Here is a 14,582-nt window from a genome sequence, read left to right as displayed (position 1 = left end):
CCCCGCTGCACCGGCGGCGAGCTCGAGGTCAGCGGGAGCGGCGTGACCCCACGGGCCGTTCGACCGGCGCCGAGTCGCGCACGATGAGGCGCGTGGGCAGCGGCGTGCTCTCGCTCACCGTGTCGGGTTCTTCGACGGCCAACAGCACCTTCTGCATGAGGATCTCGCCCAGGGCCGCGAAGTCCTGCCGCACGGTCGTCAGCGACGGGTACAGGAACGCCGCCTCGGGGACGTCGTCGACCCCGACGACACCGACGTCCTCGGGCACCCGCAGTCCGCGTTCGCGCAGGGCCGAGAGCACACCGATCGCCATGTGGTCGTTGGCGACGAAGATCCCCTCGCCGGGGGCGATGTCGGCCTCGCTCGCGATGCGGTAGCCGCTCTCGGCCGACCAGTCGCCGTGGACGAGGGCGGTCGATTCGCTGCGCGAGGACGCGAGCTCCTCGCGCCATCCGCGGATGCGCTCCACCGCGTCGGGGTTGCGCGCGGGACCGGCGATATGACGGATCGGACCGTACCCCGCCTCGCGCAGGTGCCGCACGGCGCTGCGGCCCGCGCGATACTGATCGATCGCGACGAGCCGAGGGTGCGGACGACTGGTCGTGGCCGAGGCGACGATGGGGATGTCCAGGTCGAGGGCCTGGACGGATGCCAGCACCTCGGTGTCGACGACGATGAGCACGATGGCATCCACGCGCTGTTTGAGAAGACCGTCGATCGCGGCGCGCACAGCGACCGCGTCGCTCTGCGGGGAGCTGATGGCATCCACGTTGTACCGCGCCGCGCGCGCGGCGAAGTTGAAGTTCATGGCGATAGACGAGGGACCGTAGTCGACGTTGCCCGGGGTGACCAGACCGATCGTGCGGGTGCGCCGCGTCACGAGGGCGCGCGCCGCCGGCGAGGGGCTGTACCGCAGCTGGGCGATGGCCTGCTCGACGCGTGCTCGGGTGGCGGGACGCACGTTCGGCATGTTGTTGAGCACGCGCGAGACCGTCTGGTGCGAGACGCCCGCCAACCGGGCGACATCGAAGATGTTCGCCGTGCGCGCCGCTTTGTCGTCAGCCATTCGCCGCCTCACCGGGACTCTCGGGCTTGGCCACGAGAGCCAGGAGGGCATCGGGGGTGAGGTCGGCGGCGGGGACGATCTGCGCCAGGACGCCGTCGCGCATGACGGCCACCAGGTGGGCGACGCGCAGCACCTCGTCGAGCTCTGCCGAAATGTAGATGATCGAGAGACCGTTGTCGGACAGCTCCCCCACGAGGCGCTGGATCTCGGCCTTGGCACCGACGTCGATGCCGCGCGTGGGCTCGTCGAGCACGATCACGCGGGGAGAGAGCGCCAGAAGCCGTGCGAGGAGCACCTTCTGCTGATTGCCCCCGGACAGCGTCGAGACGGGGCGATCGATGTCCGCGGGGCGGATGTGCAGAGCCTCGACCCAGCTGGTCGCCAACTCACGGCGTCGCGCGGTGCTCATCCGGCGCAGCACGCCGCGTTGCGCCTGGAGGGCGAGACTGATGTTGTCGAGCACGCTGAGGTCGCCGATGACCCCCTCGGTGCGCCGGTTCTCGGACGAGTAGGCGATGCGACGGCTCATCGCCTCGCGCGGCGAGCCGAAGCGCACGGGAGCACCGTCGACGAACACCTCGCCCGATCCCGGGCGGTCGACCCCGGTCAGCGCCCGTGCGAGTTCGCTGCGACCCGATCCGAGCAGGCCCGCGACGCCGATGACCTCACCCTCGGCGAGGTCGAGGTCGGCCTCACGTAGCCGCGGTCCGGCGGTGAGTCCGCGCGCGCTGACCACGGCCGGCCCCTCGCTGTCGTCGACGGTACGCTGCCCGAGCGGGGCGAGGACCCCCGCGGCGGCGCCCAGCATCTTCTCGACGAGATCGATCCGCAGAAGCTCGCGCGTGGCGTACTCGCCGACCAGATGGCCGCCGCGCAGCACGGTGACGCGATCGCAGATCTCGTAGACCTGATCGAGGAAGTGCGAGACGAACACCACCGCGATACCGGTGTCCTTGAGCTCGCGGATGACGCGGAAGAGCTCGGCGACCTCGTCGGCGTCGAGACTCGAGGTCGGCTCGTCGAGGACGAGCACCTTTACCTCGACCGACACCGCGCGGGCGATCGCGACGAGCTGCTGCACCGCGAGCGGGTGGGACGACAGGACCGACGCCGGGTCGACGTCGACGCCGAGAGCCGCCAGGGCCGAAGAGGCGCGCCGGCGCATCTCGGCGTGGTCGATCATCCCCCACCGGCGGGGCTCACGTCCGAGGGAGATGTTCTCGGCCACCGTGAGGTTGGGCAGCAGATCGATCTCTTGGTAGACCGTCGAGATGCCGGCGGCCTGGGCTTCGGCCGGAGACGCCAGCCGCACCGATCGTCCCTCGATGAGGATCTCGCCGTCGTCGAGACGCAACGCCCCGGTGATCGCCTTGATCAGCGTCGACTTGCCGGCCCCGTTCTCGCCCATCAGCGAGTGGACCTCGCCGGCTCGCAGACGGAAGTCCACTCCGGACAGGGCCGCCTCGACCCCGAAACGCACCGACGCCCCGCGCACCTCGAGGAGGGGCGGGGCGACGGCGGCGGGCATGGGGTCCATCATGCCCGCGACGGAGCGAGAGCGCTAACACCGCCGCGGAGCATGTTTCGCGCCGCCGCGGGTGAAGGCCTCACCTGCTGAGGGCGGAGCGCGAGACGATCACCCGCTGCACGACGACGAACAGCAGCAGCAGGGCGCCGACGGTGATGCGCGTCCACGACTGCTCCGCACCCGAGAACGAGATGATCGTGCGGATGAGGCCGTACACGAAGACGCCGATCATCGACCCGATGACGAACCCGCTGCCGCCGGTCAGGAGGGTGCCGCCGATGACCACCGCGGCAATCGTGTCGAGCTCGGTGCCCACACCGTTCAGCGGGTAGCCGGCGCCGGAGTACGCGGTCAGGACGATCCCGGCCAGACCCGCGCACACCCCGCTGATGACGTAGACCGACAGCTTCGCTCGGACGACGGGGAGTCCCATGAGGCGAGCCGACTGCTCGTTGCCGCCGACGGCGTAGACCGTTCGGCCGAAGCGCGTGTAGCGCAGCACGAACGCGGCGAGAGCGACGGTCAGCAACGCGATGATCCCGGTGGGGGTGATGTACCACCCCGCGAACGAGAAGCGCGTCGACTGGAGCCACAGCAGACCCTCGTTGTCGACCTTGATCGATTCGAGGCTGACGACGAAGGCGAGACCGCGAGCGAGGAACATGCCGATCAGCGAGGCGATGAACGGCTGCACGTCGAAGAACTGCACCAGGATGCCGATGAGCAGGCCGATCGCGGCGCCGATGAGCACCATCGCGGGGATCGCCACCGCGACCGGCACGCCGTCGCCGAGCATCTTCGCGCAGAGGATGCCGGTGAAGGCCATGACCGCACCGACCGAGAGGTCGATGCCGCCGGTGAGGATGACGAACGTCATCCCCACCGCGAGGACGAGCAGGTACGCGTTGTCGAGCAGGATCGACGACATGATGCGGTTCAGCTGAAAGTTCGGGAAGTACCACATCGCTCCCGCGATCATCACGACCAGGATGATCACCGCGGCGAAGACCGGTACCCACGAGATGTGACGGCTGAGGAAGCGGCGGTACGAGACCGCGGACGACGACGTCGAGCGTCGTTCTTCGGTGAGAGTGGCCATCAGGACAGCACCTTTGCGTCAGGACGTCGGGTGATCGGACGGAGAGCACTGCGCCCCGCCGTGTGGAAATAGGCGCGGAAGCGACGCGACTGCAGCAGCACGACGATGAGCACGGCCGCGGCCATGAACACGGGGCTGACCGCCGGGGGGACGCCGAGGAACGTGATGGTGCTCTTCAGCGTCTGGATCGTGAAGACGCCCACGACCGTGCCGGCGAGACTGAACTTGCCGCCCGCGAGGGAGGTTCCGCCCAGAACGACCGCGAGGATGGCATCCAATTCGATGTACAGACCCGCCGCGTTGGCGTCGGCAGCCATGATGTTCGAGCTGTAGAGGATGCCCGCGATACCGGCGAGAGCGCCGCTCGCGATGTAAGCGCCCCAGATGATGCCGCGCGAACGGACTCCCGCGAGCCGGCTGGCCTCGGGATTGATGCCCACCGCCTCGGTCAGCATGCCGAGGGCCGTTCGACGCTCGAGCACGCCGACCACGATCACCGCGAAGATCGCGACGAAGAACGCGAAGGGGAGCCCCAGGACGTATCCGCCGGCGATGAACTTGTAGGGGTCGCTGTTGATGGTGGTGATGAAGCCGCCCGTGATGAGCAGGGCCACGCCGCGACCGGCGAGCATCAGCACGAGCGTGGCGATGATTGGTTGGATGCCGAGCACCGACACGAGGAAGCCGTTCCAGACTCCGAGGAGCAGGGCCACGCCGACGGCCGCGGCGATCGCCGTGAACACGACGCCGAGGTTGCCGGGGTCGGGCGAGGCCTCGATGACCGTGAGGGCGACGGCACCCGAGACGGCCATGATCGCGCCGACCGAGAGGTCGATGCCCCGGGTGGCGATGACCAGGGTCATGCCGAGGGCGACGAGCATGAGCGGCGCGCTGTTGCGCAGGATGTCGATCAGCGACCCGTAGAACTGACCGTTCTGCATGGTGATGCTGAGGAAGGACGGCCGCGAGATCGTGTTGATGGCGATGAGCGCGAGCAGAGCCGCGATCGGCCACACGAGGCGGTGGGTGAGGAATTTCTTCATGCGATCTTCTCCCGATCGGACGACAGTGTCTCGGGTGCGGTGTGTGACGCGGCTGCGGCCGACTCGGGCTGCCCCTCGGCGATGTAGGCCACGAGCGCGTCGAGGTCGACGTCGCGGGTGGCCAGTTCGCCGATCTTACGACGGTCGCGCAGAACGGCCACGCGCTGCGCGAGGCGAAGCACTTCTTCGAGCTCGGACGAGATGAAGATGACCGCGAGGCCCTTCTCGGCGAGCTCAGCGACCTTGCGCTGGATGTCGGCCTTGGCACCGACGTCGATGCCGCGGGTGGGCTCGTCGAGGATGAGCAGCTCGGGAGCGGTCGCCAGCCAGCGCGCCAGGAGCACCTTCTGCTGATTGCCGCCCGAGAGGTTGCGGATGAGGGCGTTCGGGTCGGCGGGGCGCACGCCGAGGGCCGTGATGTACTCCTCGACGACGGCCTGCTTCTCTGCGGCGCTGATCTTGCGCAGAGCGCCGCGGCGCGCCTGGATGCCGAGCACGATGTTCTCGGCGACGGTCAGGTCTCCCACGATGCCCTCGGCGCGACGGTCCTCCGACGAGAACGCGATGCCGCGGTCGAGAGCGTGCCGCGGCGACCCGGTGCGCGACCCGGAGCCCGACACCTGGACGGTGCCGTCGTCGGGACGATCCGCACCGGCGATGAGGCGGGCGAGCTCGGTGCGGCCGGAACCCAGGAGCCCGGCCAATCCCACGACCTCGCCCGGGTACACGTCGAGGTCCACGGGCTCGAGGGCGTTCTTCCGCCCGAGCGAGAGGGTGCGCAGCACCGGCGTTCCGGCGCGGTCGATCGGGCGTTCGGCGCTGGCCGAGATGGCATCCAGCTCTCCGAGCTCGCGGCCGATCATCTTCGCCACGAGTTGTTCGCGGCCCAGTTCCGCGACGGGGTACTCCCCCACCAGGGTGCCGTTGCGCAGCACCGTGAGGCGGTCGGAGATCTCGTAGATCTGGTCGAGGAAGTGCGAGACGAAGAGGATGGCCACGCCGCGGTCGCGCAGATCGCGGACCACGCCGAACAGCTGCTCGACCTCGCCGCGGTCGAGGCTCGAGGTGGGTTCGTCGAGCACGAGCACCTTCGTGTCGACCACCATGGCACGGCTGATCGCGACCAGCTGCTGCACGGCGATCGAGTGGCTGGCGAGGATCGATCGGGTGTCGATGTGCACGCCCAGCTCGGCGAGGTAGGTGGCGGCCGCGGCGTGCGTGGCCTTCCAGTCGACCATGCCGGCGCGTCGGATCTCGTTGCCGAGCATGACGTTCTCACCGACGGTGAGGTTCTGGCAGAGGTTGACCTCTTGATAGACGGTGGCGATTCCCGCGGCCTGGGCATCGGCGGTGGCCCGGAACTGTCGCTCGGTCCCTTCGACGCGGATGACGCCGTCATCTATCCCGTAGACGCCGGTCAGGGCCTTGATGAGAGTGGACTTTCCGGCGCCGTTCTCTCCCATGAGGGAGTGGACTTCGCCGGCGTAGAGGGTGAAGTCGACGCCGTCGAGCGCCTTTACGCCGGGGAACTGGATGCTGATGCCGCGCATCTCCACCACGGCTGCCCGTTCGGAGGTCGTCGCGGCGGCCCGTTCGGATGTCATTGTCGATCGCTTTCTCGGATCGGGAGCGTGCGGGGCCGGTGGATACCGACCCCGCACGCCGGGGAGGATGTTCCGTCGATGCCGGGGCGATCGGACGGGGTGTCGCCGAGGGGAGTCGGCGACGGATCCCTGCGGATCAGTAGGGGCGGCTGTCCAGAACCTTCTTGGCCTGCTCCTGGTCGAACGCCTGGTCCTCGACGATGTAGCTCTTGTCGACGGACTCGCCGGCGACGACCTTCTTGACGACCTCGGCGGTCTTCTCACCGAGGAGCGGGTTGCACTCGACGATGTAGTTGAACTCGCCGTTCGAGAGGGCGGTCATGCCGTCCTTCACCGCGTCGATCGTGACGATCTTGATGTCGGTGCCGGGCTTGAGGCCGGCGGCCTTGATCGCCTCGAGGGCGCCCAGGCCCATGTCGTCGTTGTGGGCGAAGAGCAGGTTGATCTGCGAGCCGTACTTCTGGAGGAAGCCCTCCATGACCGTCTTGCCGTCGGCGCGGGTGAAGTTACCGGTCTGCGAGTCGAGGACCTTGATGTCGGTGCCCTTGATCGCGTCGTTGAAGCCGGTGGCGCGGTCGGTGGCGGCGGACGAACCGGTGGTGCCCTCGAGGACGACCATGTTGGTGGGCGTCGTGCCGAAGTTGTCGGCGACCCACTTGCCGGCGGTCTCGCCCTCCTGCTTGAAGTCGAGGCCGATCCAGCTGGCGTAGAGGTCCTCGGATGCCGAGACCGTGCGGTCCTCGAGGATGACGGGGATGTTGGCGTCCTTGGCCTCCTTGAGGACGTCGTCCCAGCCGTCGCTCACGATGGGTGCGAGGACGATCGCGTCGACGCCCTGGTTGATGAAGCTGCGGACGGCGGCGATCTGCGCCTCGGGCTTGTTGTCGGCCGCGTTGAAGACGAGGTTGAAGCCGTTGGCCTCGCTGAACGCCTCCTTCATCGACTCGGTGTTGGCGCTGCGCCATCCGCTCTCGGAACCGGTCTGGGCGAAGCCGACCGTGATCTTGTCGCCGCTGCCACCGCCGGCGTTTCCGCCGCCGCCCGCTCCGGCGCAGCCGGTGGCCGTGAACGCGATCGCGCCGACGAGCGCGATGCCCGCGATGATCTTGTTCGCCTTCATGATGAAACCTCCTCGTTTCGCCGGCTCCGATGCCGGTCATGTGATGCAGCCCCTCGGGTGAGCCGTGTGTGAATGTTAGCGCTCACAGAACGCGCCGTGTCAAGCAATTCCGGGCCGCGAATGATCACGGATTGATAAATGTGAAGCCTCACACGGCAGAGATCAGTGCTGTCGTGATCGCTCAGAGCGTTTCGCCGTGTTGCGCCCACGGGGCCTTCGCACCGCACGAGCGCCTACCGTCGTATTCATGACTTCGCTTCCGCACGGCGCCCCCGAGAGCACCCCCGCCATCGGCACCTCCGTCTCGGCGGACGACTTCAAGAGGGCCTTCCGCGGCCACCCCGGCGGCATAGCCGTCATCACCGCGTTCGGCGAGAACGGCCCCGTCGCGCTCACCGCCTCGTCGGTGTCGTCGGTGAGCGCCGACCCGCCGCTGCTGATCTTCTCGGTGTCGGCGCTGTCGTCGGCGACGCCCACGATCATCGCAGCGGACACGATCGTGGTGCACCTGCTCGACGCCGAGGACATCTCGCTCGCCCGCGCAGGAGCCACCAGCGGTCTCGACCGCTTCGCCGACACCTCGACGTGGTCGCGCCTGCCCTCCGGCGAGCCGGTCTACCACGGCGTGCGCGCGTGGCTCCGGTGCAAGGTCGTCAGCAGAATGGATGCCGGCGGCTCCACGGTCATCGCCGCTCAAGCCCTGCAGGTCGACGTCGAACGCGACCTCGAGCCCGGCGAATCCGGTGCCGCGCTGGTCTACCACAACCGCGCCTGGCACCGCCTGGGCGAGCACTCGCGCCTCGACGACTGACGCACCATCTGGGCGCCCAGCGGCCTCCGCGGGCGTCGGCAACGCCGATCACGCCCATACCGCGAGCGCCTCTCAATCGCCCGCACCCGGGCCTTAGTGCGCGGCTGCGCCGCGGCGCGTCAGTCGCGAGATGCCCGTCACGACGCCCACGATGATCAGCCCCAGGATCAGCCCGAACACCGCCGACATCGCCGTCTCGACGATCCACTCGACGACCGGTCCCGCGGCCTCGATCGCGTGGGTCACGACGTGCACGAGGTCGAACGGGCCCGACCAGAGAGTGTCGGCGAGGTTCTGCAGCACCAGGTGCCCCCCGACCCACAGCATGGCGACCGTGCCGATGACGCTGATCACGCGGAAGACAGCGGGCATGGATGCCACGACCCGGGCACCGAAGCGGCGGACGCCCCGCGACTCGCTCTTCATGAAGCGCAGGCCGATGTCGTCGATTTTGACCAGGAGCGCGACCGCGCCGTAGACGACCACCGTCATGGCCAGCCCGATGATGAGCAGCGCCCCGAGCGTCATCCAGATGCCGAAGTCGGGGTCGAGGCTCGAGAGGGCGATGAGCATGATCTCGGTGCTGAGGATGAGGTCGGTGCGCACGGCCCCCCGCACGAGCTTCTTCTCGTCGCGCGGCTCGTCGGACTCGGCGTCTTCGTGGTGCACGCCGAACCACTCGAGCACCTTCTCGGCCCCCTCGAAGCACAGGAACCCGCCGCCGATGATGAGCAGGTAGGGAAGCACCCACGGGGCGAACGACGTGAGCAGCAACGCGATCGGGATGATGATCACGTACTTGTTGATGATGCTGCCCAGCGCGATCTTCCAGACCACGGGCAGCTCGCGCGCGGGCGTCAGCCCCTGCACGTACTGCGGAGTGACGGCGGCGTCATCGATGACGACACCGGCCGTCTTGGCACTCGCGCGCATCGCGGCGCTGAGGATGTCATCGACGACGGCGAGGAGTCCGACGGACATGCGCTTCTCCCGGGGTGCGAGGGCGCGCGAGGTGCGCACCGCAGGCACGACCCTATCGGGGAGCGAGGACGTCGCCGACGGGCTGGCGCCGGGCCGGATGGCCATGGGAGGTGTTCCGGCGACGAGAGGTCGCATCGCGCACGCGTCGTCCAGCGTCGGCAGACCCCGGCACTCGGCGCCCTGTCGCCGCCACGCGACCGTGGCTAGGGTGAAGCCACCGCCACCGCAGAGGAGACCCATGTCGTTCATCACACGCGGATTCTCGGGACGACGACGCGAGCGCGACCCCCGACTCCCGCCCGGTCAGACGCTCGTCGGGGACTGGCCCGTTCTGTCGGCCGGCCCGACACCCCGCGTCGACGACGACGGCTGGGAGTTCGCGATCGGCACCGAGAACGGCGTGCACCGCTGGACGCGGGCAGAGCTTGAGGCCCTCGGGGTCGAGGACATCTCCGTCGACATCCACTGCGTCACGCACTGGACGAAGCTCGACATGCCCTGGCGCGGCGTCTCTCTCGATCGTCTCTTCGCCGAGGTCGACACCTCCCACCGCTTCGCGATGGTGCACTCGTTCGGCGGGTACACGACCAACATCGCCCTCGACGATCTGCTCGGTGGCAAGAGCTGGATCGCCTTCGAGGCCGACGGGGCGCCTCTCACGCCCGAGCACGGGGGACCTGCCCGCCTGCTGGTGCCGCACCTGTACTTCTGGAAGAGCGCGAAGTGGGTGCAGGGGCTCATCACGATGCCCGCCGACAAGCCCGGATTCTGGGAGCAGAACGGCTACCACCTGCACGGCGACCCCTGGCGCGAGGAACGGTACGGGTGACCGCGCGCACCGCGGCCTGGCACACCGCGATCGTCGTCGCCTCGCGCCCCGAGACCGCGACCGCCCGACGCATCGAGCTCGACGTGCCCACGTGGCCGGGCAACGAGGCGGGTTCGCACCTCGACGTGCGCCTCACCGCACCCGACGGCTACCAGGCGAGCCGGTCGTACTCGATCGCATCGGCGGGGCCGGGCACGCGCATCGTGCTCGCCGTCGACGAGGTGCCCGACGGGGAGGTCTCACCGTTCCTCGTCCACGATCTGCGCGAGGGCGATCGGATCGAGGTGCACGGGCCGCTCGGAGCGTTCTTCGTGTGGACGCCGTCCGACGACCCCGCTCGGGTGCAGCTGATCGCGGGTGGCTCCGGGGTCGTCCCGCTCTTCGCCATGGCCTCCGCGCACGCGGCGAGCGCCGACGAGACCCTCTTTCGACTCCTGTACTCCGTCCGTTCCCCCGACGACGTGTTCTTCGCCGATGAGCTCGCCGCACTGGTCGACGATCGCTTCGCCCTCGACCTCGTCTACACGCGCCGGGCGCCGGCCGACGCGAAACGGGCACCCGCGCGACTGACCGCCGACGACCTGCGCGCCGCGGTCATCCCCGCCGATCAACAGCCGCGCGTCTTCGTCTGCGGACCGACTCCGTTCGTCGAGGCGGTCGCGGGCTGGCTCATCGAGGCGGGTCACTCATCCACCCGCATCCGCACCGAGCGATTCGGAGGCTCCTGATGACGCTTCTCGACGGCAACGCCCTCGCTGGACGCCTCGACGATCTGCTCGGCTGGGACGCCACGGCATCCGGAGTTCGATGCACGCACTGCGGGCTGACGGGACTGCTCGCGACGGCGGCCGTCTACACCTCGGCGATGGGGGCCGTCGCGCGGTGCCGCGGGTGCGAGGCCGTGCTCCTCACCGTGGTCGACGGTCCCGACGGCCGCTCCTGGTTGGGGCTCTCGGGCGTGAGTGCGGTGGAGATGCACCGCGCCTGACCCCGCGCGTTGCAGCGGAGCAGCAGGCTCCGAGATACTCGAGCCCAGCGGCACCCGGCCGTGGGGTCCGGAGCGACGAACAGGGGGCGGTCGATGAGCGACGCGCAGGCAGGGTGGTACGACGACGGTTCCGGGCGCATGCGCTGGTGGGACGGACAGCGGTGGACTGAGCAGTTCCAGGAGCCGGCCGCCCCGCAACCGGGCGTCGCGGGCTTCATCGAACGGGCGCAGGCCGACGCCTTCTCGGGCGCGCAGCCGCGTCCCGCCCAGGACGGGTTCAGCTACGTCGTGCTCCAGGTGGTGCTGAGGGAGAAGTTCTTCGGCACCGGTTCGGGCAACCTGACCGAACTCGAGAACGTCATCAACCGCCAAGCCGCGCTCGGTTACCGCCTGCACACGATCACGACCGCCTCGTCGGGGAGCACCGGCTTCGGCGGCGGCGACCGGATCCAGGCCACGATGGTGTTCGAGCGGCAGGGCTGATCACCCGGCCGGTGACGACGATCCCGCGGCGCCGTGACCGATGATCCGGTCACCACTCGCGTGCCTTTCAGGTGCATCGAGGCTGAACACTTCTCACTCGTGCTGGACACGGGGCGACGTGGAGGGTTTCATGCTGTTGTGTGAGCGCTCCCAGAGGCGCTCGCTCCACTTACCGCCGAGTAGCAGAACATGAAAGGTTCACTCATGGGGTACGTCACGACGGACGACGGCGCGGAGATCTTCTTCAAGGACTGGGGCGATCACGACGCTCAGCCCATCGTGTTCCATCACGGGTGGCCCCTGTCATCCGATGACTGGGACGCGCAACTGCTCTACTTCCTCAACGAGGGCTATCGCGTGATCGCGACCGACCGACGCGGCCACGGTCGCTCGTCGCAGATCGGCACCGGTCACGACATGGATTATTACGCGAGCGACGTGAACGCTGTCGTCGAGCACCTCGACCTGCGCAACGCCGTCCACGTCGGCCACTCCACCGGTGGCGGACAGGTCGCCCGCTACGTCGCGAAGTACGGCGAGCCCCAGGGCCGTGTCGCCAAAGCCGTGCTCGTCGCGGCCGTTCCGCCTCTGATGCTGCAGACCGACGACAACCCCGAGGGTCTCCCGATGTCGGTGTTCGACGGGTTCCGCGACGCCCTCGCCGCCAACCGCGCGCAATTCTTCGAGGATGTGGCATCCGGACCCTTCTACGGGTTCAACCGCGAGGGCGTCGAGGTGCAACAGCGAGTGATCGACAACTGGTGGCGCCAGGGCATGACCGGCAGCGCCCTCGCCCACTACGCCGGCATCAAGGCGTTTTCCGAGACCGACCAGACCGAGGATCTGAAAGCGATCTCGGTGCCCGTGCTCGTACTGCAGGGGGACGACGACCAGGTCGTGCCCTACCAGGCCGCCGCCCTCAAGCAGGCCGAGCTGCTGTCGAACGCGACGTTGAAGATCTACGAGGGCTACCCCCACGGCATGCTCACCACGCACGCCGACGTGATCAACCCCGACATTCTGGCCTTCATCCGCTCCTGACCGCCACCCGACGGCGCTCGCGGCACCCCGCGGGCGCCGTCGGCAGGAACCAGAAAAGCCCCGGCGAACCGGGGCTTTTTCTGCGGAGACGGAGGGATTTGAACCCTCGGTCCCCTTACGGGGACTCCACCTTAGCAGGGTGGTGCACTAGGCCTGACTATGCGACGTCTCCAGGTGATCGGCGCCCTGCGGCGCGAACACACCGGTCCATACTAACCGGATGCCGCCCGGCATTCGAACCACGTCCGAGATGCCGGGCGGCGAGGGTCAACCGCGGACGTTTCCGTTCGAGCAGGTCGCCTGCGCGGCGGTCTGCCCGGCGATGCCGCTCGGTAGCTGGATCGCGTCCGATGTCGGGGCCGGGGAGGCCTGGGCCGTCTGGGTGGGCGCCGGGCTGGCGGTGTCGACCGGCGCGGGAGCCTGCGTGGGCGCCGGGGTGGCGTTCTGGTCGACGACCACGCCGTTGCCGTCGCTGAGGTTGCCCGAGAGCTCCAGCGGCTGGTTCGCGGCGAGGGCCGCCCACAGCGTGTCGGCGTCGGTACGGTCGGGCACGACGCGGTTGGGGTTCGAGGGATCGGTGTACGTCGGGTACTGGATGAACACGATCTCGTTGAACGGCACGTCCTTGACCGCGGAGGCGATCTGCACCAGCGTCAGCGGGTTCGTCAGCGAGGTCGACGGGTCGACGTTGCGCAGAGCGGTGGAGGCGAGCTTGTAGAGCGTCGCGGGGTTCGACAGCACGTCCTGGCTCTTCAGCTTGTTGGCCAGACGCGACATGTACTGCTGCTGGTTCGAGATGCGCCCCAGGTCGCCGCCGTCGCCGACGCCGTGACGGGTGCGGAGGAACTGCAGAGCGTCGAGACCCTGCACCGTGCGCATGCCGGCGGGCCAGTCGATGCCGGTGTAGCGGTCCTTGATCCCGTTCGCGATGCAGACATCGACACCGCCGATCGCGTCGGTGATGTTGATCACCCCGCCGAAGCTGACCTTGGCGGCGAAGGGGATCTCGAGGCCGCTGAGCTCCGAGACCGTCTGCACGACGCACGAGAGGCCACCGTACGAGAACGCGGAGTTGATCTGCTGCTTGCTCATCGCCGAGGTCTCGTTCCCGTCCTTGTCGGTGCACGAGGGGATCGGCACCATCAGGTCGCGCGGGAACGAGATGACCGTGACCCGGCGGGGCGCGTCGGAGATGTGGACCAGCATGTTGACGTCGTTGAGGCTGCCCTCGGAATCGGCACCGGTGCAGCGATCGCCGAAGAGCTGGGCGAAGCTGGGCTCGCACTCGTCGGTGCCAACGAGGAGCATGTTGACGCCGCCCTTGAGCTCGCCGAGGTCCGGCGGGACCGCCGGCTGACCCTTGAGCTCGACCGCGTCCGCGGTGAAGCTCTGAGTGAGGTCGACCGCGGCGTACGCGAGGACCGCACCACCCGACACGAGGAGGACGGCGAGCGCGATCGCCACGCCGCGGAACAGCTGCGCGAGGGGCCCCGGCGAGGTGAGTCGCCCGTGGCGCGCGACGGTCCGCTGACCGCGCGGGGTGGAGGTCTTGCTCACTCGGGTCCTTTCGAGACGGATGCCACCGGCCCGGCAGCACGTCGACCCACGGCACGGCCGGAGGTCGCAGTAATACTAGGGATCAGGATCTGTGAATCCCGTGAAGATCGGGCGTTTCGCCGGGGGCGGGGTGCGGGAGGCGTCCCGACTGTGCGTGATCGAGACGACCCGGGTCGACGAGTCGCGCGGCGTGGGCCCAACGACGTTCTCATCCCGCTCAGCCGGCCATAACGACGAAGCGGACCCCTGCGGGGCCCGCTTCGTCGTTGCGGAGGGTGTGGGATTCGAACCCACGGGACATTGCTGCCCACTGGTTTTCAAGACCAGGTCCATCGGCCGCTCGGACAACCCTCCCGAACGACCCGAGTCTACCGAGCCGCGAACTCGAGGTCGCACGACAGGACCCGCGCGAGGCGGCCCCCGGGCGAACTC

At 68.8% G+C, this 14,582-nt stretch carries 14 protein-coding genes and 2 tRNA genes; 6 read left to right on the top strand and 10 right to left on the bottom strand.

The genetic code is table 11. The features are described from left to right. Positions 1-28 precede the first annotated feature (28 nt). From QBE02_RS12760 to QBE02_RS12735, 6 genes are all read right to left on the bottom strand, one after another. Positions 29-1,066: a LacI family DNA-binding transcriptional regulator gene (locus QBE02_RS12760; RefSeq protein WP_268102408.1), complete on the bottom strand. Its 1,038-nt coding sequence runs from the start codon at positions 1,064-1,066 to the stop codon at positions 29-31. After that, positions 1,059-2,603, bottom strand: a complete 1,545-nt coding sequence (locus QBE02_RS12755; protein WP_279367890.1) for a sugar ABC transporter ATP-binding protein — start codon at positions 2,601-2,603, stop codon at positions 1,059-1,061. The genes QBE02_RS12760 and QBE02_RS12755 overlap by 8 nt, the downstream gene beginning before the upstream one ends. Positions 2,604-2,673: 70 nt before the next feature. After that, the gene (locus tag QBE02_RS12750) at positions 2,674-3,693 is read right to left on the bottom strand and encodes an ABC transporter permease subunit (RefSeq protein ID WP_056224301.1); all 1,020 of its coding nucleotides are present in this window, start codon (positions 3,691-3,693) and stop codon (positions 2,674-2,676) included. Next, entirely contained in the window at positions 3,693-4,736 is a 1,044-nt protein-coding gene (locus QBE02_RS12745; RefSeq protein WP_056224302.1) for an ABC transporter permease, read from the bottom strand. Before QBE02_RS12745 ends, QBE02_RS12750 begins: the two co-directional genes overlap by 1 nt. Next, positions 4,733-6,340 carry a sugar ABC transporter ATP-binding protein gene (locus QBE02_RS12740; RefSeq protein ID WP_279366047.1) on the bottom strand — a complete coding sequence of 536 codons (1,608 nt, stop codon included), beginning with the start codon at positions 6,338-6,340 and terminating at the stop codon, positions 4,733-4,735. Before QBE02_RS12740 ends, QBE02_RS12745 begins: the two co-directional genes overlap by 4 nt. A 136-nt stretch (positions 6,341-6,476) precedes the next feature. Next, positions 6,477-7,460 (bottom strand): ABC transporter substrate-binding protein, encoded by a 984-nt coding sequence (locus QBE02_RS12735; protein ID WP_279366045.1) that lies wholly within the window; start codon positions 7,458-7,460, stop codon positions 6,477-6,479. Between the two features lie 247 nt (positions 7,461-7,707). Here QBE02_RS12735 and QBE02_RS12730 point away from each other — a divergent pair, with 247 nt between their 5' ends. Beyond that, positions 7,708-8,271 carry a flavin reductase family protein gene (locus tag QBE02_RS12730; RefSeq protein ID WP_279366043.1) on the top strand — a complete coding sequence of 188 codons (564 nt, stop codon included), beginning with the start codon at positions 7,708-7,710 and terminating at the stop codon, positions 8,269-8,271. 93 nt (positions 8,272-8,364) lie between these two features. On the opposite strand, the gene QBE02_RS12725 is transcribed toward QBE02_RS12730, so the two are convergent. Beyond that, the gene (locus QBE02_RS12725; RefSeq protein ID WP_279366041.1) at positions 8,365-9,252 is read right to left on the bottom strand and encodes a DUF808 domain-containing protein; all 888 of its coding nucleotides are present in this window, start codon (positions 9,250-9,252) and stop codon (positions 8,365-8,367) included. 238 nt (positions 9,253-9,490) lie between these two features. Between QBE02_RS12725 and QBE02_RS12720 the strand changes: the two genes are divergently transcribed. The 5 genes from QBE02_RS12720 (at position 9,491) to QBE02_RS12700 (ending at position 12,593) form a co-directional block, all read left to right on the top strand. Then, a complete protein-coding gene (locus QBE02_RS12720) occupies positions 9,491-10,081 on the top strand; it encodes a molybdopterin-dependent oxidoreductase (protein WP_279366040.1) in 591 nt (196 codons plus the stop codon). Continuing rightward, positions 10,078-10,809: an FAD-binding oxidoreductase gene (locus QBE02_RS12715; RefSeq protein WP_279366037.1), complete on the top strand. Its 732-nt coding sequence runs from the start codon at positions 10,078-10,080 to the stop codon at positions 10,807-10,809. Before QBE02_RS12720 ends, QBE02_RS12715 begins: the two co-directional genes overlap by 4 nt. Then, positions 10,809-11,069, top strand: a complete 261-nt coding sequence (locus QBE02_RS12710; RefSeq protein WP_279366035.1) for a DUF6510 family protein — start codon at positions 10,809-10,811, stop codon at positions 11,067-11,069. Before QBE02_RS12715 ends, QBE02_RS12710 begins: the two co-directional genes overlap by 1 nt. A 93-nt stretch (positions 11,070-11,162) precedes the next feature. Next, complete coding sequence (locus QBE02_RS12705; RefSeq protein ID WP_279366034.1) at positions 11,163-11,552, top strand: DUF2510 domain-containing protein; 390 nt, start codon at positions 11,163-11,165, stop codon at positions 11,550-11,552. 204 nt (positions 11,553-11,756) lie between these two features. Next, positions 11,757-12,593, top strand: coding sequence for an alpha/beta fold hydrolase (locus QBE02_RS12700; protein ID WP_279367889.1), 837 nt, complete (start codon positions 11,757-11,759; stop codon positions 12,591-12,593). 83 nt (positions 12,594-12,676) lie between these two features. On the opposite strand, the gene QBE02_RS12695 is transcribed toward QBE02_RS12700, so the two are convergent. From QBE02_RS12695 to QBE02_RS12685, 3 genes are all read right to left on the bottom strand, one after another. Then, positions 12,677-12,765, bottom strand: a tRNA-Ser gene (locus QBE02_RS12695). A 95-nt stretch (positions 12,766-12,860) separates the two neighbouring features. Beyond that, on the bottom strand, positions 12,861-14,150 hold the full coding sequence (locus tag QBE02_RS12690; RefSeq protein ID WP_268102426.1) for an LCP family protein: 1,290 nt from the start codon (positions 14,148-14,150) through the stop codon (positions 12,861-12,863). A 269-nt stretch (positions 14,151-14,419) separates the two neighbouring features. Next, a tRNA-Ser gene (locus QBE02_RS12685) sits at positions 14,420-14,504 on the bottom strand. Between the last annotated feature and the right edge of the window lie 78 nt (positions 14,505-14,582).

It is taken from the genome of Microbacterium testaceum (assembly GCF_029761935.1).
In the GTDB taxonomy this organism is placed as follows: domain Bacteria; phylum Actinomycetota; class Actinomycetes; order Actinomycetales; family Microbacteriaceae; genus Microbacterium; species Microbacterium testaceum_A.
The sequence above is the reverse complement of the archived record's forward strand: the minus strand, read 5'-3'. Positions and strand labels throughout refer to the sequence as shown.

Coding starts and splice junctions, on each gene's coding strand:
- QBE02_RS12760 (WP_268102408.1), bottom strand. CDS start 1,066: ATGGCTGACGACAAAGCGGCGCGCACGGCGAACATCTTCGATGTCGCC.
- QBE02_RS12755 (WP_279367890.1), bottom strand. CDS start 2,603: ATGGACCCCATGCCCGCCGCCGTCGCCCCGCCCCTCCTCGAGGTGCGC.
- QBE02_RS12750 (WP_056224301.1), bottom strand. CDS start 3,693: ATGGCCACTCTCACCGAAGAACGACGCTCGACGTCGTCGTCCGCGGTC.
- QBE02_RS12745 (WP_056224302.1), bottom strand. CDS start 4,736: ATGAAGAAATTCCTCACCCACCGCCTCGTGTGGCCGATCGCGGCTCTG.
- QBE02_RS12740 (WP_279366047.1), bottom strand. CDS start 6,340: ATGACATCCGAACGGGCCGCCGCGACGACCTCCGAACGGGCAGCCGTG.
- QBE02_RS12735 (WP_279366045.1), bottom strand. CDS start 7,460: ATGAAGGCGAACAAGATCATCGCGGGCATCGCGCTCGTCGGCGCGATC.
- QBE02_RS12730 (WP_279366043.1), top strand. CDS start 7,708: ATGACTTCGCTTCCGCACGGCGCCCCCGAGAGCACCCCCGCCATCGGC.
- QBE02_RS12725 (WP_279366041.1), bottom strand. CDS start 9,252: ATGTCCGTCGGACTCCTCGCCGTCGTCGATGACATCCTCAGCGCCGCG.
- QBE02_RS12720 (WP_279366040.1), top strand. CDS start 9,491: ATGTCGTTCATCACACGCGGATTCTCGGGACGACGACGCGAGCGCGAC.
- QBE02_RS12710 (WP_279366035.1), top strand. CDS start 10,809: ATGACGCTTCTCGACGGCAACGCCCTCGCTGGACGCCTCGACGATCTG.
- QBE02_RS12705 (WP_279366034.1), top strand. CDS start 11,163: ATGAGCGACGCGCAGGCAGGGTGGTACGACGACGGTTCCGGGCGCATG.
- QBE02_RS12700 (WP_279367889.1), top strand. CDS start 11,757: ATGGGGTACGTCACGACGGACGACGGCGCGGAGATCTTCTTCAAGGAC.